The following is a 15,890-nucleotide window of genomic DNA, read 5'->3' on the forward strand; positions in this document are numbered from 1 at the left end:
CAAAGGTAAGAGGCCTAGCTCTTATGGTTTAGGTGCAGAATTTAAAACCACAATAGTGTTCCGCAAATCCGCGCCATAGATACTGGCGCAGCTCGTCTAAGCATTTAATTTTCATCTCCGTTTCTCAAAAGCTATTCAATGGACAAAAAGCCCCACTGGCGCTGATATCCCATGGTTGAAATGGGGGCTCCGTGAGTCTTAAGTCTTTATCTCTAATTTTATTATTGTCCTTTAGCCAATCCACCTTTGCCCAAGAAACCACCGGCGAAAGCCGCATCAGCGAAAGATCTTATCTTTTAGATACGATCCAAGTCTCAGAAGAAAAAGAAGACGATAAAGAAAAAGCTTATAACTCGATTAACTCTGAAACAGTCATCCCAAAGGCCGCTTTGACTAAAGGAAATCCAAGAGATGTAAGTGAACTTCTGCAAAAAGCCCCAGGCGTAAGTGTCAGTGGTGGCGCAGAACTACAAAACAAAAAAATCTCCATCCGGGGTTTAGATGGCTTCAGAGTTATCCAACAAGTCGACGGAGCCCAGCGCTTAGAGGCGACCCAACAAGGTATGTCTTCTGGGGTTGCAGTAGAAACAGAAATGCTTTCTGAAATCGCCGTACAAAATGGCGCAGACTCAGTAAGCTCTATCAATGGTGCAATCGGCGGAACCATTCAATATAAAACCATCACGCCTGAAGATATCTTAATCGGTAAAGAAGAGATCTCAACAAAAGTAAAAGTAGCGGGTGATTCGGCAACTGAAGGCCAAGCGACTTCGCTTCACACCGCAGCTAAGCTTGATAAATCATCATCAGCGCTTTTTGGTGTGACTGTTAGAAATAGCAACAAAGTTGAATCAGGATCACCAAATGAAACCGGTGACTCTAGACAAAGTGAAGAAATTAAAGCCAATAGAAATACGTTCCTTGGTAAATACGTCCGTAAAACGGGAACGGTGAAAACAGATGTGAAAGCAGAGTTTTCTGATTCCCAGACAAAGAACGCGGCTTATTCAGCGGGCTTTGGTGAATCAAACTCTGATTACCGCAGTACTACTTTTGAAACAGTTCTTAACCACGAACACAGTCTTAATTCGAACTTTAAATACGAATTCCTTTCTTACTACAATAAAACGGAATCCATTAAAGACACGCACACTGCCTTTCGAGGCATGAAATCAACTTTGGGTAAAACCGATGACCGCCTAGAAAACACCGGAGCAAAACTTGCGGGCGTATCGCTATTACCGATTAACTCAGATCTTTTATTCCAAACAAAATACGGAATCGAAGGTATCGGTAGCAGAATTTCAGAAGACGATGGCACCAACAGCCCTTACTTTGGTAAATCCCAAGGTTATGACGCTGGAGTATTCACCGAAAATAGCCTAAGCATCAACGAAGACAAAGTCGTGGTTATGGCAGGAGCCCGCTATAGCAAATATCACCGTGAATCAGATAAACTTGCTTTAGAAGCACCAAGTAAAGATGACGACACATTATCAACCATGGTGGGTGTCTCTTACGCGCCTGCTGAGTGGGTAAAAATCTCTGGCAAGTACGGCGTTTCTAATCGCGCACCAAACGTGCGTGAAATGTACATGGGAACAGGTGTGGCGTGGAAATGTCATCGCCCCGCTAAAGACTGCACAAGTGTACCCAATGCCAAATTAAACGAAGAACAAGCATTCTCTAAAGAAGCTTCGATTCTATTTAAAACACCAGAAACCGTTGAACCAAAACGTCTTAAAGTGACCTACTTTGATGAAACGATCAGCGACTACATCGAATACATGCCAGAGATGTACCGCTTAGAAAACGGCGCACGAGTTAAAGCCGGCCCTAAAAACGCCACCCACCGTGAATACCAATACCGCAACCTTTCAAAAGTCTTACGCCATGGTGCCGAAGCCCAAGCCCAAATGGATTACGGCAACTGGGAATTTGAAACAATGTATTCCATGATCCGCATGGATTGCATTGATTGCCCGGATATGTACACGGCAACCACGATCTCTGAGCCATTAGTTTCAGCTCCCGCTGATAAGTTCGGCGTTGCAGCAGGCTATGAGTTTAAATCCATCAACCTGGAAGTAGGTGCTGACGCACAGTTTGTAAGTGCTCAAAGAAACCTTTCTGAAAGATATCTGTTGGCTGGTTACGGCACACCATCATACGATGTGTACGGTTTAAATATGCGTTGGTCACCTCGAGTTCGAGATGTCGGTCAATTCGACGTGGGTCTTGGAATCAGCAACCTATTTGATAGAAAGTACGTCGTGCACAACAGCCCAAGCGGTACGTTTGAGTTAGGACGCAACTACAGTCTGTCATTAGCGACCATCTTCTAAATTTAAAAGGAGTATTAAATGAAAAGCTTAGTTTTTATCCTATTTACTGTTATTGGCCTAACTTCATTTGCTGCAGAAAAAAATCTTGGCAAAGGTGCTAAGTTCACTGACGCGGTTCCAATGTCTAAGATTATGAAGACACCTGAATCTTACGTAGGTAAAGAAGTAACAGTATCAGGCACAATCGTAGACGTGTGCGCTAAACGCGGCTGCTGGATGCAATTAACAACTGACGTTGGTAACGAAAAAGTAAGAGTCAAAGTAAACGACGGTGAAATCGTATTCCCACTTGAAGCACGCGGTAAAAAAGCAGCAGCAAAAGGTGAATTCAAAAAAATGGTTCTAACTTTAGAACAAACGAAAAACCACTTAGCCCACATCGCTGAAGAAAATAAAAAGAAATTCGACCCTGCCTCAGTGAAAGAGCCAATGGTTGTGTACCAAGTACAAGCATCTGGCGCAGTGATCGAGGAATAGCCCCCAATGGTTGAAAAGAGCGGCAGTGACTGGCGAAAGAAGCTGTTTTTACTAAACAGATCCTTTCACCGCGATATTGGCTATTTCTGCGTTGGTCTAATTTTAATTTACGCCATCTCAGGAATAGCTGTAAATCACGTCGACTCTTGGAACCCAAGTTACGTTATCACCAGATCAGAGCACACGCTTAAACATCTTCCCAAAGACGCAGAGTCTGATGAATTCGAAAAGGCTCTAACTAAGAGCCTAGGCATCAAAACAGACTTCCGCAGTCGCGTAAGAGATTCTGCTGATGAAGTTTTGTTCTTTTATGAAGGAACGAGAGTTTCTTGGAATGAAACTAAGCAGCAGGCTTATGTAGAGACTACTGAGAAGAGGATTGGTCTGTTCTTCGCAAACTACCTACATTTAAATAAAGCCAAACGCGTGTGGACCTATGTTGCTGACGTGTTTGCGGTTCTACTTATCTATCTAAGCCTATCCGGGCTTTTTATGGTTAAAGGCGCTAATGGGTTTGGTAGACGGGGATGGATGTTTGTCACAGCAGGCATCATCCTTCCGCTTTCGTTTTACTATTTTTACGTTTAAACTAGATTCGTCCGTAGATAGCTGCTTTCTTCAAAACGTTCTCTTGGGGATCATTTTCAATTAAAACAATCAGTTCCGGATTACTGACGAGTTTATAAAATGGCGATTCCGCCGATAGCCGATTTTTATCCGTGATCAAAATGATGCTGAAATCAAATGCATCCACAGAAACTGCATTTAAGTTTTGAATTCGTGTACGTGATGCAGGAGCCGGGTAGGGTTCTTCGCGCTTAATCGCAATGAATTGATAATTTTGATCTTCAAGCAGGTGTTCGCAATAGTCTTTTGCGATTCGCTCAAAAGCAGCACCTAACAAAGTTTCCTCTTCATTCTGAGATTCAAGATGGGTTTTAAGTATCAGGCCGGTTGCATAATACAGCAATCCCGCTTTCCCAAGATTTGAGTGAACTTCAATCGAAAGGCTTTCTTCCTGATATTTCAGCTCACGATGGGATTTAAAATATTTGCGTTGTTCAAAAAACGACTCCCCAAAAGCGGCTTCCCTAGCAAAACGCTTTTCGCATTCAGAGCAGACGAGGTCTTCAGGAGTGAGGTGCGTTTTTTTAAGACATAGTTGGCAGGTGACCATAAGCTACTAATTTGCCTGCGCACTTTCGTAAGCACAAGAACCATAAAGGTGATCGTGCCTTTTATCGTTTAATTCGATTTGAGCCAGTTTTGACCCAATTAATCTTACTAATTGGGTCAAAAAGTGACCCAATTAATAAAGTGTAGCCTGATCAGTTAACCTATTCTAAAATCAATCCCGGCTTCGTTTGTTGACGAAGTCCCATGCTTTGACGAACAAAAGCGACCATCGCGTCTTTCACGATCAACGAAGAAATTTTCTTATCTAATCCAGTTTTACCAAAAAGTGTCGTGATGACTTCAGCGTAAGCTTCACCCACAGTTAAACCCTGACCCGCCAAGAAAATCGTCGGTGTTGAAACTTTGGCAGCGTCCGTCATAAGTTTTTCTTCACGCAGTGAAAGTTCATTGTGCAAGCAGGTTAGTAATTGAAACGAGTCCGTCACAGAAGCACACACTTCAGAAATACTTTTAAAACCTAGCGGGGAAGGAAGAATAACATCTTCGAACTTTTCAGCCTTCAAAGCTTGTTCTAAGCCATCTACCACTTTTAAGATCACTTCGTTTTTACATTTATCTAAATTATTTTTATCAGAAAGTTCACAAGCGCTAGCGGCAAAACCACTAAGACGGCGGTCTAATACAAGGCTTGATTCATAGCCTCTAGAAAATCCAACGTTATCAATCGTCCCGTCGTCTTTTAAATCAATGAATTTTTCAATATAGGCATCAACAGAGTCATGCAGTAACGCTTCGGCATTCAGCGAAGCTTCAGAGGTATCGTCCACTTCAACAGTAGCTAAAGATTGGATAGACAATAAAGAAAGCAAAAGAAGGGCAGCAAGTTTTTTCATAAAAGTTCCTTATGAAGACTGCTGTACTCTAATTGCTTATAAACATCTACCGATTTGTAGAAGGGATTTATTTTTTATAAACTAAGCTAAAAAAGGGCTTATAATAAAGCCCCTTCCGCTGATTACTATCAAGTAAGAATCTACATACTAGCTTCGCGGCGATTCTCGCTAGCTCTTTCTTGTTTCCCTTCAATGAAGCGATAGCATTCAAACACTGTTTCCTGCGGAGGCCCAGAAAATCCACCCTTAATCCCTGCAGTCATCTTGGGCATTAAGATTTGATTCTTAAACGTTTCCCAAGACTCTTTTGAATCATGAACCGCAATGACCGTCCACCCCCCGTTAGAAGGCCCAGCCGCGTGATAAAGTTGCCCCTTGGGCAAAGTATTTTTATCAGGGTGTACTGCTTGCAAAACTGCATCGTATTGTTCTTCTGTTCCATTCGCAAAAAAATGAATTATGCCGTAAGCCATTTTGCACTCCTTTTTTACAGAATTTTGTTCTGACTAAATCGAAGTCTAAAAAGCCTCTTTACTAACGGCAAAGAAGACTAAAATAGGTCCGCAAATAACATGAAAGCAGCAGTGCTGTCTTACACAAGGCCATCGATCTTTTTTACTTCTTTACCTGGCGGCGATCAAAACTTTGACAGCCTTTTAGCGTGAGCGTTCCTTAAAATGTCTCTAAGGATGGCGCGGATCTTGGAATAGGCCTTTGCCACAAACAGGGGTTAATCTATGAAAATATTAGCGCAAGTGGTTGCGTTCGCACTAACTATTGCGGCGGCGGTTTCAGCTTCAGCTGGCCAAGGTCATAAAACTCAAATCCTATGGCATCAGATTCCGTTCTTTCAAGGCGGCGATCTCGGGCAGTACCAAATCACGATGCAACAAGACCGTGATACTGTTCGTAAGATGCTTTTTTCTGAACTAATGACGGAAGCACAAAAACTGGCAGAGTCAGGTGCATCCGTAGAAAAAATGTTAGTACCAATGGCGAACATCCTTATGGAGTTTGATGAACTTCATGATCGTCATAAGCAAATTGATTCAAAAAACATTGGTTATTCTTTAGAACAACAATTCAAAGCTGAAATCGGTAATCTTTTTATCGAAAACGACATTCGTGATTACGATCGTAAGCTTGAAATCGCTTCTGGTAAAAATGCTTTATTAGTTGAAGAAACGATCGCACAACTTCGCGCTACTGGCTTTGATGAAGCTAAAATCAGATCCATGCTGAATGAGCTTGATTACACAGCTTACGGTACGTTCACAAGCATCGGTAAAGGTGTTTTCCAAGTGAATGTGCACCTTATCGGTTACCGTTCAGGTATCTATAGATCATTCACAGCCACAGGTCGTTTGACGGAAGCTTTATCTGAAGTTGCTAGAAAAGTTTTTGATCACTTCCAAAAGAACACTTACCCAGATTGGGAAAATCCACTTAAAACACTGACGTGGATGCCAATGCCCGTAAACCCAGAGCGCGCCGAAACTGGTTACAGCTATTCAGAAGCACAAACCTACTGCAAAATGCGCGGCTACCGTTTGCCATATTCTCGTGAAATCTTGCTAGCTGAATCTGGCACTCAATATAAAGAAGGCGGCATCCAAGCTCTTTCACTTTACACCGCAGTTCCTGTGGCTGACCAACGTTACGTAGCTATGCAACATTGGTTAACTCCCGGGCACGAGATCTACACAGGCGGAGCAGTCCAACCCCAACACGCTTCTATGCGCGGTCAGTTCTGGTGTGTAAAAGGTGAAGTTGGCACAGATGTTCTTTATATCGAAAAGGTCTTTAAGTTGATCCGTGAATACAGAAGCTCTAATCATGATGTCTACCGCGCTTTAGAAACTATTCGTTATTTCTATGGTGACTTCGGTGCAACGGAAACTTTCTTTGCTGGCACAAAACTTTTGCGTATCTATGAAAACAACGATCAAGCTCTTGCAGTCTTAAAAAAGAACGGCATCAAGCTTTAATTTTTAAGCCTTCCTAAGCATGAAAAAGCCAGGACAACTTCCTGGCTTTTTTTATGAGTAATAGTTAAATCCAATTATTAAATTACCTATACCTTTCGCTAAAATTTAAATCCCAAGCAATGATCTAGGCTATTGACGGGTGTGAATTAGCAAAGCTTTTCCGCACACTAGAGCAATGCAAAAAGCCCAAGTGAAATTTGACCTTGCTGAATACGTTCTTAAATCAAGTTTACTTTTTCTTATCGTCTGGTTCTTAATAGGTTGCGGGGAAATGAATTCCTCACTGACTGCTTTAGCTATTGATACCAACGCCCCAGCTTCAACCAATCCAGAGCCAGGAACTGAGGTGCCCACAACGCCAACACCTGCGCCAGTCCCTGAACCTGTTTATGCGCCCGTGATTCCGTTATGGGAAAGTGAAGTTTCAGACGGGAAGAATTGGACCAAGCACGTAAAAAGTGAATTAGATCGCATCGGACGAGATTTGCTTAGTGTTCTTCCTTTAGATCGCACGACGTTTTGTCCAAACTATAGAAATCTAAAACATGAAAATAAAAAAGACTTTTGGGCTTATCTGCTTTCGCAGATGGTTCGCTATGAAAGTAACTTTGATACGACCACAAGGTACGAAGAAGATTTCGATGACAGTAACGGTGACCCCGTGATCAGTCGCGGTTTACTGCAAATTTCCATCGAAAGTGGCAATGACTATGGCTGCGCTTTTGATCGATCTTCAGACCTTCATGATCCACTTCAAAACCTTAGCTGCGGTATTCGCATCCTCAATCGTTGGATGGAAAACGATCACCGAATCGCCAGCAAAGTGGACGGGGACTGGAAAGGGGGCGCTCGTTACTGGTCAGTGCTTCGGAACACCAGTGATTCCTATCCAAAAATTGTAAGCGCTATGAAGGCGATATCGATTTGTAAATAAGCGAGCCTTCTTAATCCTAACTTACATTCTTAATTCGAATTCTCAAATCCCGGAAAGCATTCCGGGTTCGTCTTTTATCTGCAATTAAACTCATTTCCATCCTTAAAAGACTTGGCCTAATAAATGAAAAAGGGGTTTCCCATAAGGAGAAATGTTTATGTTTAAGTGCGTCTTAATGTCTTTATTTGCAGTGAATTCGGCCTTTGCTATGGAATTTACCCCCACCCCCAAAATCGTCCTTCCTAAGGGTTTTGAAAACATCTGCCACACAGCCATTTGCACTCCGGTCCCGGGTAAACTGGCTCCGGCGATTTCAGAAATTTTAAAGAAGAATAAATTAAACCAGCTTGATTATACTGGCCCATGTTCCCCCGGCAAAGGCTGTCGCCCCGTACAGACCTGCCCCAGTGATCTCGATGAACCGTGCCCACCGCCAGAGTGTGTGCCAGATCCAGTTTGCAATTAGGACTTTTTAAATGAAAACGCTTTTGGTGGTATTAATTCCAACGATCCTTTTTTTTACTCTGCACAAGAAGTCAAATTCTTTAAAGTCACCAGTTGCCCACGCAAAGCAACCGGTGATTTCTGCTATGGCAAAGGTAAAAAAAGCGGACCTAGCGCAGCCAAAAGCACTAGGAAAAATAAAAGGAACTAAATTCGAAGATGCCTCGGTTGAGCAGCCGGCGCCCTTCGAGATTTTAGAAAAAAGATCCACCCATATAACTTCTGATGCAGATCCTTCAGCGAAATTATCTTTTAATCCCTATAAAGAAAATATCGATCCCAAAGACAGTCCCCTTGGAAAGATTCCGCAGACATTAGATCAAATTAACAAACTGCCTAACTTAAATGATTTTAACGAAGCACCATCCCTGCGTTTTTTAAGCGGCACGTTTTATTCAAAGTTCGTAAAAGAGGGGACGAAGCACGAAGTACGTTTTGCTGCTTACTTTAAGGATTTTGATTTAGATATTATCCACGACATTTCTTGTGGTGGCTTAAGGTCGCAAAATATTGCTATATCGGGAACAATCAAATCTAAAACCGTCACCTTTAAAATGCTGCCCGCAAAAGATCAAAAGCAAGTAAGTGTCTTAGTGAATATTCAAGACAAGATCGTTCTGCATATTTGGCAATTAGATAAGCGTGAAAAAGTCGTTTGGGCAAAAATCTATGAAGCAGAAAAAAATGGCACCTTAAAAGACTTTGCCTACGTAGAAATGCGTAACGTACGATACGAAAAAATGGATTATTGCGAATTTAAATAAACGCGGGCGCATCATAAAGTCATTCTACTGTCACAAAATATTTATCTAAATTCTGCTCAAGCTTTTTTGCAAGCTCGCTGTGTTTTTCGTTTAAGTAAATATAAAGATTCACGGTCATATAGGGTTGATCGGCGCGAACAAGTTGTTCGTTTAGATCTTTTAAACTGGGATCTTCCAGTTCAGGCCGAGGGCCAAAGAACACATCAACGCGTTCTGTGGTGAGCATTTTTAAACACTGGCTAGTATTAGAGGTCTGCGTGACTTTTAGCTTTAGATCCCGAGCGACCTTATAGCGTAATCTGTTACCAAAGGTTAGACAGGTCTTGCGATTAGCTAAAGACTTAGGATCATTAATATCAACAGCCGTATTCTTTTTTTTATAAAGATAATAACCAAACCGCGCCATCGGCGTCCGTACTCTAAGCACATGGGGAAAATCCTTTTCAAATCCCGCAATCCGAAAAGTGTCGCCATCAAGTTGTCCCTTAGAAACCATTCGCATCGATCGAGATAACGGAACTTTCTTTAGCACAACCTGGCAGCCGAGTTCTTTAAATGGCTCCCGATAAGTTTCTAAGGTTTTCAGGACAGCGGGTGGCCAACTTTCAGCAACAGAAATTGTTAACGGTTTCGGGCAGGGACTAGCTAGAGCCCTGATTGAAAATAAAGTACTCAGAAGAAAGGTTATTAAAAAGAACGACGACTTCATCTAGCTAAGTGTAGCTTAAATTCTAGATTGAAGCTGCTTGTTCAGTGACAAAGATCAGGGCCTAGTAGGTATCAGCAAACAACTCTAAGACCTGGGAGTTATAAGCATCACTTGTAAAGAACACCCGTGACGCAGAAAACGTCGGCACGAAATAAGTCTCATAGATATCAGCATGGGAATTCAAGTTCATAATCTAAGAGTCAATGGAGGCGCGTAGATTGCAAACTGCTCTTCTTGCAAAGAGCTTGTAATTTTAAGTAAATTAAAACTATCTGAGCAAGTTCAGTTTCAGCTTGTTCAGCTCTAACTACGAACTCTCCTTCAGTGGAACCTTCAAGTCGCTGAAAATTCGCCTTTACCTTCGATAGAGACCGTTACCGGTTGGTCTACGTGATAACACTGACCTTGATATGGTAAGCGCCAATGTCTGCGGAATTAACAGCCTTGTTGGATTCATCAAGAACAAGATTTATGCGATTATGAACACTAAGGTCTTCCAGGTTCCCATCAATGGTACAACCCGTTAGTAAAGATACTAAAAATAGGACGCTCAAAAATCGCACAAGCATTGAATATAAATCGACTTAAATGTTTTTTTTCTAAAGCACATTTAGGTGACCAAGTTTATTTTTCGTCTCATATGAAGCGCTGGCCGTCACTTGTATTGTTGCAATAATTCACTCGTATTTTATTCGAGATTTGACTCAATTTCTGAACGGTTTCAAAACTTCTTTAGGAGGAGCAGCAGCATGGCACGCAAATATTCAAAATCAGCAGGCAAAGACGTCAAATCAGCAATGAAAAGAAAAAAGAAGGGAACACTTAAAAGCGGTAAAGGTGGTAAAGGCGGGAAGGTGAAAAGCCGCAAACAGGCCATAGCCATAGGACTTTCAGAGGCACGTAAGAAAGGTAAAAAAGTTCCTGCAAAGAAAAAAGCATCTAAAAAGAAAGCCACAAAAAAGAAAACGTCGCGCAAGAAAACTTCGAAAAAATAACAGTCAGCCAAAGTTTAAGCTGAAAAAGAAAAAGCGGCTTCGATAAAAAGCCGCTTTAATTTTATTACTTACCAGAAACAGAAACCATTCCTAAATCTAAATCCACATATCTTTTTTGAGTGGAATTGTACAAGTGAGCCTTGATTTTTAGGCTGTAAGGGTTTTGATAAAGTTCTACACCTGATACTTCATAACCTTTTACCGGGATATAAGAAACGTAAGAAGAGTTTTCTAATTTTAAATTCAAGATCAACTGATCAACATGATCTTCACCCACAGTTTCAGGATCTTGAAAGGTAGCAGTACTTAATTTAGCCACGTTTTGTGCATCGTCTTTGTAAAGACACGCATTATTTTTTGTAGAAACCAAAACGAAGTTAGCTTCAACAACTGGATTGTTCAACAAAGTCGCTTGCGCCTCTTTCCAGCCTGGGAAGTTTTTGTAGATAGAGCTTTTGTAAACTCGTTGTACTTCAACTTGCACATCGATTGTTTCAGGGCAGCGAGCTGTGTCGATGGCTAGAGCGTTAACAGATAAGAACAGGACCGATAAAAACGAAACGAACTTAAACATTTTAATTCTCCGGGTTTGGTCTTTTTAAAAAATTTAAAAGCGTCTTATCAGGACACTTTCAAATTGTGTTCATGGAATTTCAAAATTGAAAATTCTTCTGCAAAAATCAGTGTTTACAGGCGCGTTATATATTCCGTGAATAGTAATATTCTGATAATAAATCAGTATGCCCAGATACGCAGCCCTCCTTCGCGGAGTCAGTCCTATGAATTGCAAAATGGCCGAGCTTAAGAAAGCGTTGGAAGGCGCGGGCTTCACCGATGTGAAGACGGTTTTATCTAGTGGCAACGCCGTATTTACTTACCGAAAAGCTTCAGAAAGTACTTTAGAAAAGAAAATCGAAAAAGTATTAAAGAAAGAACTAGGCACTGAATTTAGCACCATTGTGCGATCATTGGATGATCTGCAAAAACTTATTGATGATGACCACTTTAAAAAATTTAAATTAAAACCTAAAATGAAGCCCATTGTGACATTTTTAAAAAATAAGCCCACGGCGAAGTTAGATCTGCCCATGGAAAAAGATAAAGCAAGAATTTTAAAGCTTAAAGATCGCGTGATTTATTCTGCCTATACACCAAGTCCTAAGGGCGCCGTCTTTATGGTGTTAATCGAAAAAACTTTCGGCAAAGCCGTAACAACTAGAAGCCTTGAAACCATTAAGAAAATTGTGCGTCAATAGGGAAGGTCCCCAAATCATTCTCAATTACAGGTCCAAGTTTTTACCTCTAAAAAATTTAAGCTGACTCTGAATATGCCCAATGTAAGAACGTATTTTTATAACAATAAATAGAGGTGAAATATGTCTTCAACCTTGGCTTCTGAAAAAGTTCAAACAGTCCTAGCAAATCTTTATAAAGATGCCACAGAAAACCATGAAGTGGCACGCAGGGAAGCGATGGCCTTACCAGCCACGGCTTCACGCGACGAGTTTTATACGGCCATGGGTAAAGCCTACATGTGTATTGGATCGGAATTTGGGAACCTGCTTTATGCTATGGCGCGCTCAATGAAGGCAAAGACCGTGGTTGAGTTTGGAACATCTTTTGGTGTTTCTACGATCTATCTTGCCTGTGCTATGCGCGATAACGGTGGGGGCAAAGTTATCACGACTGAATTTTTGCCAGCAAAAGTAGAAAAAGCAAAAATGAACCTAGGTGAAGCAGGTTTATTGGATTACGTAGAGTTCCGAGGTGGTGATGCTTTAAAAACTTTAAAAGAAGACATTCCAGAACTTGATATGGTTTTCTTAGACGGTCCTAAAGATATGTACCTAGATGTTTTAAAACTACTAGAACCGAAAATTAAATCCTCGGGAATCGTCGCTGCCGATAATACCAATCACAAGGGCTTAGAAAATTTCTTAGAACACGTCAGAAGTTTTGCCAACGGTTATGTTTCTTCACCGATTGTGACGCAAAAAAATGGAAATAATAGTGGACATGAAGTTTCCATAAAAATTTAAAAATAAAGTTAAAAAAGGCAGACGAAAAATCTGCCTTTACCCTCTGAGAACAGACCTTAGTCAGCATTTAAATATCTGAATATTCTCTTAAAAAATTTGCTTTTTTTCGTGAATTCTAATTAAAGCGCCAACCAACCTGACAATTTCAAAAACATTTCTCTGAGCATTACACGCATACAAGAAATTATACCATTGGACCGTATGTTATTCGGCAGCTTTAGCCGATAACGGAGAGATGAGAAAAATAAACCAAAAAATCATCGCTCCAATCGCTGGTCTAATGTTTGTTTTGTCCGTTTCAGCCTGTGCCCCTGCTTCTGACACAATAGAAAGCACGAACCTTAATAACAACCTTCCAACTGATGGCAACGACACGTCTTCGGCCCCAGTCACAGAACCCACCACTCCAACAGATCCTGATCTGAACGTGAGCCACAGTGCTATGAAATTTCACGCCTTCGGTGACATGAACGTGAACGTAAACGGGGATTATAGCAGCCACACCCCGGCCACAGTTAAAAGCATGATCGCCCGGGATCCTGCAGTCATTCTTGGCATGGGTGACTACATCGACGGGGAAAAAAGCTCTTTATCCGATAGCACCTATACAAGAATGTGGAGTGTCTTTACGAAAAAAGTTTCTTCACTTATGGATACGGCCCACGTGCCCTTTGCGCCAACGCCAGGGAATCATGACGCCTACTATGCGCAAGAAAGAAAGATCTATAGCCAACACTGGAAGAAGAATACTCCGAACGTGCAATACGTAGATGATAGCAACTATCCGTTCTATTATTCATTCCTTCGCGAAGATGTATTCTTTGTTTCTTTAGATGACGCAAACTATGCAAAACTGAAAAACCGCACGGAACAGCTAAACTGGCTAAAAAAACAACTGACATCAGATACGGCAAAAAAAGCGCGCGCGCGCGTGGTGTATGGGCATATCCCGCTTTATTCCATCGTCAGTTCTAAGGCTAATAGCTCCACCGTTTATCAAAATGGGGTGTTGTCGGGGGAAAGAAAAACCAATGGTTCGTTCACACTTGAAGCAATGCTTTTAGAAAACAAAGTCGATCTTGTTCTTTTTGGTCATTCCCACGGTTTTTATTCTGGTCACTATACTTATCCAGATGGCAAGAAGCTTCGTGTGGTTTCCTTACCTTGCGCAGGGGGATCACAAAGATATATCGTTGGAACAAGCATTAAAACTCCCCATGGATTCGTTGAGGTTTCCATTGCAGAGACAAATGAATTAAAAGTTCGTTACTTTAATTCTGCAGGGACTGAACAAAACCTTAGTTCTTTGCCAAGCTCCATTACTTTGGATTCAAAAAACCGCGTTATTTACAAGCGCTGATTTTTCAGCAATGTAATTGGTTTAAATCTGATTAAAAGAATAAGGGTTATCTTCTAACTGGAGATAACCCTTATGTTTACTGGAACCCTACATAAAACTTTAAGTCTGTATTTGGCTCTGTCACTTTCACCCGGTATTACACAGGCCGCTTTAAACCCCGCTGATGAAAGCATCGCACTAAAGGCCTATAACTTTATCGTTCCTGGTAAACGCCATGAAGAGCGGTGTTTGATCTTAAAACCTCTTCCAGGAATGCCACAAAAGGTGACTAAGGATGAAGAAGATCTATGCCGCGCAAATTTATATAACTCAGTAAGTACCAATCCCGCGCCAAAAACTTATTATAGTTGTCCTAAAGTTCACAATACTTCAATAGCCATTGAGTCTTATAAAATTCCAAAGGGCATGGGCGAGATTGAATTTCAAAAAACGGTTTGCCCCTTATCAAAAGCCGGAAAAACGAAATTAAAAGACGCCAAAGATTATCCAGATAAAGAAGTGAAGTTTAAGTTTTCATCGCCCGGGGTTTCTAGTGGCAGTATGTTCGGCTATTATCACGTATCTAATTATCTAAAAGCCGTAGATATTCCAGCATCGGTCTTACGCACAGTGGATACAGACACCGTGTTAGAACACTCTTTAGCGGGCCGGTACCTGTCGGCTGTATTTAAGAACAGTTATCTTTATAGATTTTATGATATGCAGACGTCTTTGCTATTAAATCTTAAGCACGGGTCGCTTTCGCAAATTCCTTCAGAGTATTTAGGCGCAAGCCACGGGTTAGGGATCATTCCAGCTTCCTTTTATAATTCCACCACCCGCAAGCTTGTGTCCGCGCCCAGTTATTATCAAAATCGTCAGCTGACTGACGATAGGCTGACGATCTATGGACCGCTGTCAGAAAATCCTTCTAACGAGGCTAGCTATTCTGAGATCTCTGGCACAAAACCTGCGAAGACTAGAATTGAAAAATTTAAAACTAGCAGCGTTCATTATCCGGCCCTGAAAGATTTTAGACCCATTGAGCAAATCCTTGGCAGTCGTGATCTAGCGGTCGCAGGACAAAAGATGATGGGTATGCAGGATACTTCAAGCATGTTGATCTTAGACTTCTTATTTGAAAATCCAGATCGCATCGGCAATATTCATTATAAGAAAAAATACTTTTATAGAACATCTGCTGGCAAAGTGCGCGATATTTCGCAAAAGAAATTCCAAGAACTTTCTGCCAAAGATTTGACGACACTGACTCCAGAGGAACAAGAAACGCTAAAAGCCATCCAGCAAACAGGTGTAGAACTTAAAGTAATGCTTCTGAAAGACAATGATGGTGGATTTGATTCTAATCCTTTCAAAAAGCACCAGGTCATTGTTGATGTAAAAAGAAGTGCGGCTAGTTACGACTCTTGGAAGGACAATGCCGATATCTTTTTAAATGCTTCTATGGTTGTTCGTCACTTTAATCCAGATGTGTATAAGGGCTTAGTGAATCTGCATGGATATGTCTTTAGTGCGCAAACCAAGGACGCTGCTAAGGCCTATTTCACTAAGGGGCTGCAAATGACTGAAGGGGAATATAAAGACTTCTCTAATAACGTATTAAGTATTTATAGAGCGCTTTATACGAACTGTAAAAAGAATCAGCTTTTCTTAGATCTTGATACGAAGAACTACTTTTCGGCGAATTATAAACCGATTCTGACGACAACGCCGGGAGTCTGTGAAGGTCAATTTTAAAGAACACT

Annotated in this window: 18 protein-coding genes; 12 read left to right on the top strand and 6 right to left on the bottom strand. The window is 41.3% G+C overall.

Features of this window, described 5'->3' with window-relative positions:
* Positions 1-191 precede the first annotated feature (191 nt).
* The 3 genes from MNR06_RS00865 to MNR06_RS00875 are packed head-to-tail and all read left to right on the top strand — an operon-like array spanning position 192 to position 3,410.
* Complete coding sequence (locus MNR06_RS00865; RefSeq protein WP_243537943.1) at positions 192-2,345, top strand: TonB-dependent receptor domain-containing protein; 2,154 nt, start codon at positions 192-194, stop codon at positions 2,343-2,345.
* Positions 2,346-2,363: 18 nt separating this feature from the next.
* Positions 2,364-2,822: a DUF4920 domain-containing protein gene (locus MNR06_RS00870; RefSeq protein ID WP_243537944.1), complete on the top strand. Its 459-nt coding sequence runs from the start codon at positions 2,364-2,366 to the stop codon at positions 2,820-2,822.
* A gap of 6 nt (positions 2,823-2,828) precedes the next feature.
* Positions 2,829-3,410: a PepSY-associated TM helix domain-containing protein gene (locus MNR06_RS00875; protein ID WP_243537945.1), complete on the top strand. Its 582-nt coding sequence runs from the start codon at positions 2,829-2,831 to the stop codon at positions 3,408-3,410.
* A 1-nt stretch (position 3,411) separates the two neighbouring features.
* Here the strand turns inward: MNR06_RS00875 and MNR06_RS00880 are convergent, their stop codons facing one another.
* From MNR06_RS00880 to MNR06_RS00890, 3 genes are all read right to left on the bottom strand, one after another.
* Positions 3,412-3,999 (bottom strand): hypothetical protein, encoded by a 588-nt coding sequence (locus MNR06_RS00880; RefSeq protein WP_243537946.1) that lies wholly within the window; start codon positions 3,997-3,999, stop codon positions 3,412-3,414.
* A gap of 160 nt (positions 4,000-4,159) precedes the next feature.
* Complete coding sequence (locus tag MNR06_RS00885) at positions 4,160-4,852, bottom strand: hypothetical protein (protein WP_243537947.1); 693 nt, start codon at positions 4,850-4,852, stop codon at positions 4,160-4,162.
* A gap of 140 nt (positions 4,853-4,992) precedes the next feature.
* Positions 4,993-5,325, bottom strand: coding sequence for a hypothetical protein (locus MNR06_RS00890; protein WP_243537948.1), 333 nt, complete (start codon positions 5,323-5,325; stop codon positions 4,993-4,995).
* A gap of 264 nt (positions 5,326-5,589) precedes the next feature.
* Here MNR06_RS00890 and MNR06_RS00895 point away from each other — a divergent pair, with 264 nt between their 5' ends.
* From MNR06_RS00895 to MNR06_RS00910, 4 genes are all read left to right on the top strand, one after another.
* Entirely contained in the window at positions 5,590-6,840 is a 1,251-nt protein-coding gene (locus tag MNR06_RS00895; RefSeq protein WP_243537949.1) for a hypothetical protein, read from the top strand.
* Between the two features lie 175 nt (positions 6,841-7,015).
* The gene (locus MNR06_RS00900; RefSeq protein WP_243537950.1) at positions 7,016-7,774 is read left to right on the top strand and encodes a transglycosylase SLT domain-containing protein; all 759 of its coding nucleotides are present in this window, start codon (positions 7,016-7,018) and stop codon (positions 7,772-7,774) included.
* Positions 7,775-7,931: 157 nt separating this feature from the next.
* A complete protein-coding gene (locus MNR06_RS00905; protein ID WP_243537951.1) occupies positions 7,932-8,240 on the top strand; it encodes a hypothetical protein in 309 nt (102 codons plus the stop codon).
* 10 nt (positions 8,241-8,250) lie between these two features.
* Positions 8,251-9,042: a hypothetical protein gene (locus tag MNR06_RS00910; RefSeq protein ID WP_243537952.1), complete on the top strand. Its 792-nt coding sequence runs from the start codon at positions 8,251-8,253 to the stop codon at positions 9,040-9,042.
* A gap of 19 nt (positions 9,043-9,061) precedes the next feature.
* On the opposite strand, the gene MNR06_RS16735 is transcribed toward MNR06_RS00910, so the two are convergent.
* Entirely contained in the window at positions 9,062-9,469 is a 408-nt protein-coding gene (locus tag MNR06_RS16735) for a transporter substrate-binding domain-containing protein (protein ID WP_243537953.1), read from the bottom strand.
* A gap of 343 nt (positions 9,470-9,812) precedes the next feature.
* Positions 9,813-9,941, bottom strand: a complete 129-nt coding sequence (locus MNR06_RS16700; RefSeq protein WP_256461059.1) for a hypothetical protein — start codon at positions 9,939-9,941, stop codon at positions 9,813-9,815.
* A 559-nt stretch (positions 9,942-10,500) separates the two neighbouring features.
* Between MNR06_RS16700 and MNR06_RS00920 the strand changes: the two genes are divergently transcribed.
* On the top strand, positions 10,501-10,746 hold the full coding sequence (locus MNR06_RS00920) for a DUF6496 domain-containing protein (RefSeq protein ID WP_243537954.1): 246 nt from the start codon (positions 10,501-10,503) through the stop codon (positions 10,744-10,746).
* Between the two features lie 64 nt (positions 10,747-10,810).
* Here MNR06_RS00920 and MNR06_RS00925 read toward each other — a convergent pair whose 3' ends face one another.
* On the bottom strand, positions 10,811-11,320 hold the full coding sequence (locus tag MNR06_RS00925) for a hypothetical protein (RefSeq protein ID WP_243537955.1): 510 nt from the start codon (positions 11,318-11,320) through the stop codon (positions 10,811-10,813).
* A 166-nt stretch (positions 11,321-11,486) separates the two neighbouring features.
* Here MNR06_RS00925 and MNR06_RS00930 point away from each other — a divergent pair, with 166 nt between their 5' ends.
* From MNR06_RS00930 to MNR06_RS00945, 4 genes are all read left to right on the top strand, one after another.
* Positions 11,487-12,002 carry a DUF1697 domain-containing protein gene (locus MNR06_RS00930; protein ID WP_407933189.1) on the top strand — a complete coding sequence of 172 codons (516 nt, stop codon included), beginning with the start codon at positions 11,487-11,489 and terminating at the stop codon, positions 12,000-12,002.
* Positions 12,003-12,122: 120 nt separating this feature from the next.
* Entirely contained in the window at positions 12,123-12,785 is a 663-nt protein-coding gene (locus MNR06_RS00935) for an O-methyltransferase (RefSeq protein WP_243537957.1), read from the top strand.
* A gap of 235 nt (positions 12,786-13,020) precedes the next feature.
* Positions 13,021-14,145 carry a metallophosphoesterase family protein gene (locus MNR06_RS00940; protein WP_243537958.1) on the top strand — a complete coding sequence of 375 codons (1,125 nt, stop codon included), beginning with the start codon at positions 13,021-13,023 and terminating at the stop codon, positions 14,143-14,145.
* 72 nt (positions 14,146-14,217) lie between these two features.
* Positions 14,218-15,882: a hypothetical protein gene (locus MNR06_RS00945; RefSeq protein ID WP_243537959.1), complete on the top strand. Its 1,665-nt coding sequence runs from the start codon at positions 14,218-14,220 to the stop codon at positions 15,880-15,882.
* The last annotated feature ends 8 nt before the right edge of the window (positions 15,883-15,890 follow it).

This window comes from Bdellovibrio reynosensis (assembly GCF_022814725.1).
Lineage (GTDB): Bacteria > Bdellovibrionota > Bdellovibrionia > Bdellovibrionales > Bdellovibrionaceae > Bdellovibrio > Bdellovibrio reynosensis.

What these genes read in the sequence shown, in the direction of transcription:
- MNR06_RS00870 (WP_243537944.1), top strand. Translation starts at nt 2,364, where the DNA reads ATGAAAAGCTTAGTTTTTATCCTATTTACTGTTATTGGCCTAACTTCA.
- MNR06_RS00875 (WP_243537945.1), top strand. Translation starts at nt 2,829, where the DNA reads ATGGTTGAAAAGAGCGGCAGTGACTGGCGAAAGAAGCTGTTTTTACTA.
- MNR06_RS00880 (WP_243537946.1), bottom strand. Translation starts at nt 3,999, where the DNA reads ATGGTCACCTGCCAACTATGTCTTAAAAAAACGCACCTCACTCCTGAA.
- MNR06_RS00885 (WP_243537947.1), bottom strand. Translation starts at nt 4,852, where the DNA reads ATGAAAAAACTTGCTGCCCTTCTTTTGCTTTCTTTATTGTCTATCCAA.
- MNR06_RS00890 (WP_243537948.1), bottom strand. Translation starts at nt 5,325, where the DNA reads ATGGCTTACGGCATAATTCATTTTTTTGCGAATGGAACAGAAGAACAA.
- MNR06_RS00895 (WP_243537949.1), top strand. Translation starts at nt 5,590, where the DNA reads ATGAAAATATTAGCGCAAGTGGTTGCGTTCGCACTAACTATTGCGGCG.
- MNR06_RS00900 (WP_243537950.1), top strand. Translation starts at nt 7,016, where the DNA reads ATGCAAAAAGCCCAAGTGAAATTTGACCTTGCTGAATACGTTCTTAAA.
- MNR06_RS00905 (WP_243537951.1), top strand. Translation starts at nt 7,932, where the DNA reads ATGTTTAAGTGCGTCTTAATGTCTTTATTTGCAGTGAATTCGGCCTTT.
- MNR06_RS00910 (WP_243537952.1), top strand. Translation starts at nt 8,251, where the DNA reads ATGAAAACGCTTTTGGTGGTATTAATTCCAACGATCCTTTTTTTTACT.
- MNR06_RS16700 (WP_256461059.1), bottom strand. Translation starts at nt 9,941, where the DNA reads ATGAACTTGAATTCCCATGCTGATATCTATGAGACTTATTTCGTGCCG.
- MNR06_RS00920 (WP_243537954.1), top strand. Translation starts at nt 10,501, where the DNA reads ATGGCACGCAAATATTCAAAATCAGCAGGCAAAGACGTCAAATCAGCA.
- MNR06_RS00925 (WP_243537955.1), bottom strand. Translation starts at nt 11,320, where the DNA reads ATGTTTAAGTTCGTTTCGTTTTTATCGGTCCTGTTCTTATCTGTTAAC.
- MNR06_RS00930 (WP_407933189.1), top strand. Translation starts at nt 11,487, where the DNA reads ATGCCCAGATACGCAGCCCTCCTTCGCGGAGTCAGTCCTATGAATTGC.
- MNR06_RS00935 (WP_243537957.1), top strand. Translation starts at nt 12,123, where the DNA reads ATGTCTTCAACCTTGGCTTCTGAAAAAGTTCAAACAGTCCTAGCAAAT.
- MNR06_RS00940 (WP_243537958.1), top strand. Translation starts at nt 13,021, where the DNA reads ATGAGAAAAATAAACCAAAAAATCATCGCTCCAATCGCTGGTCTAATG.
- MNR06_RS00945 (WP_243537959.1), top strand. Translation starts at nt 14,218, where the DNA reads ATGTTTACTGGAACCCTACATAAAACTTTAAGTCTGTATTTGGCTCTG.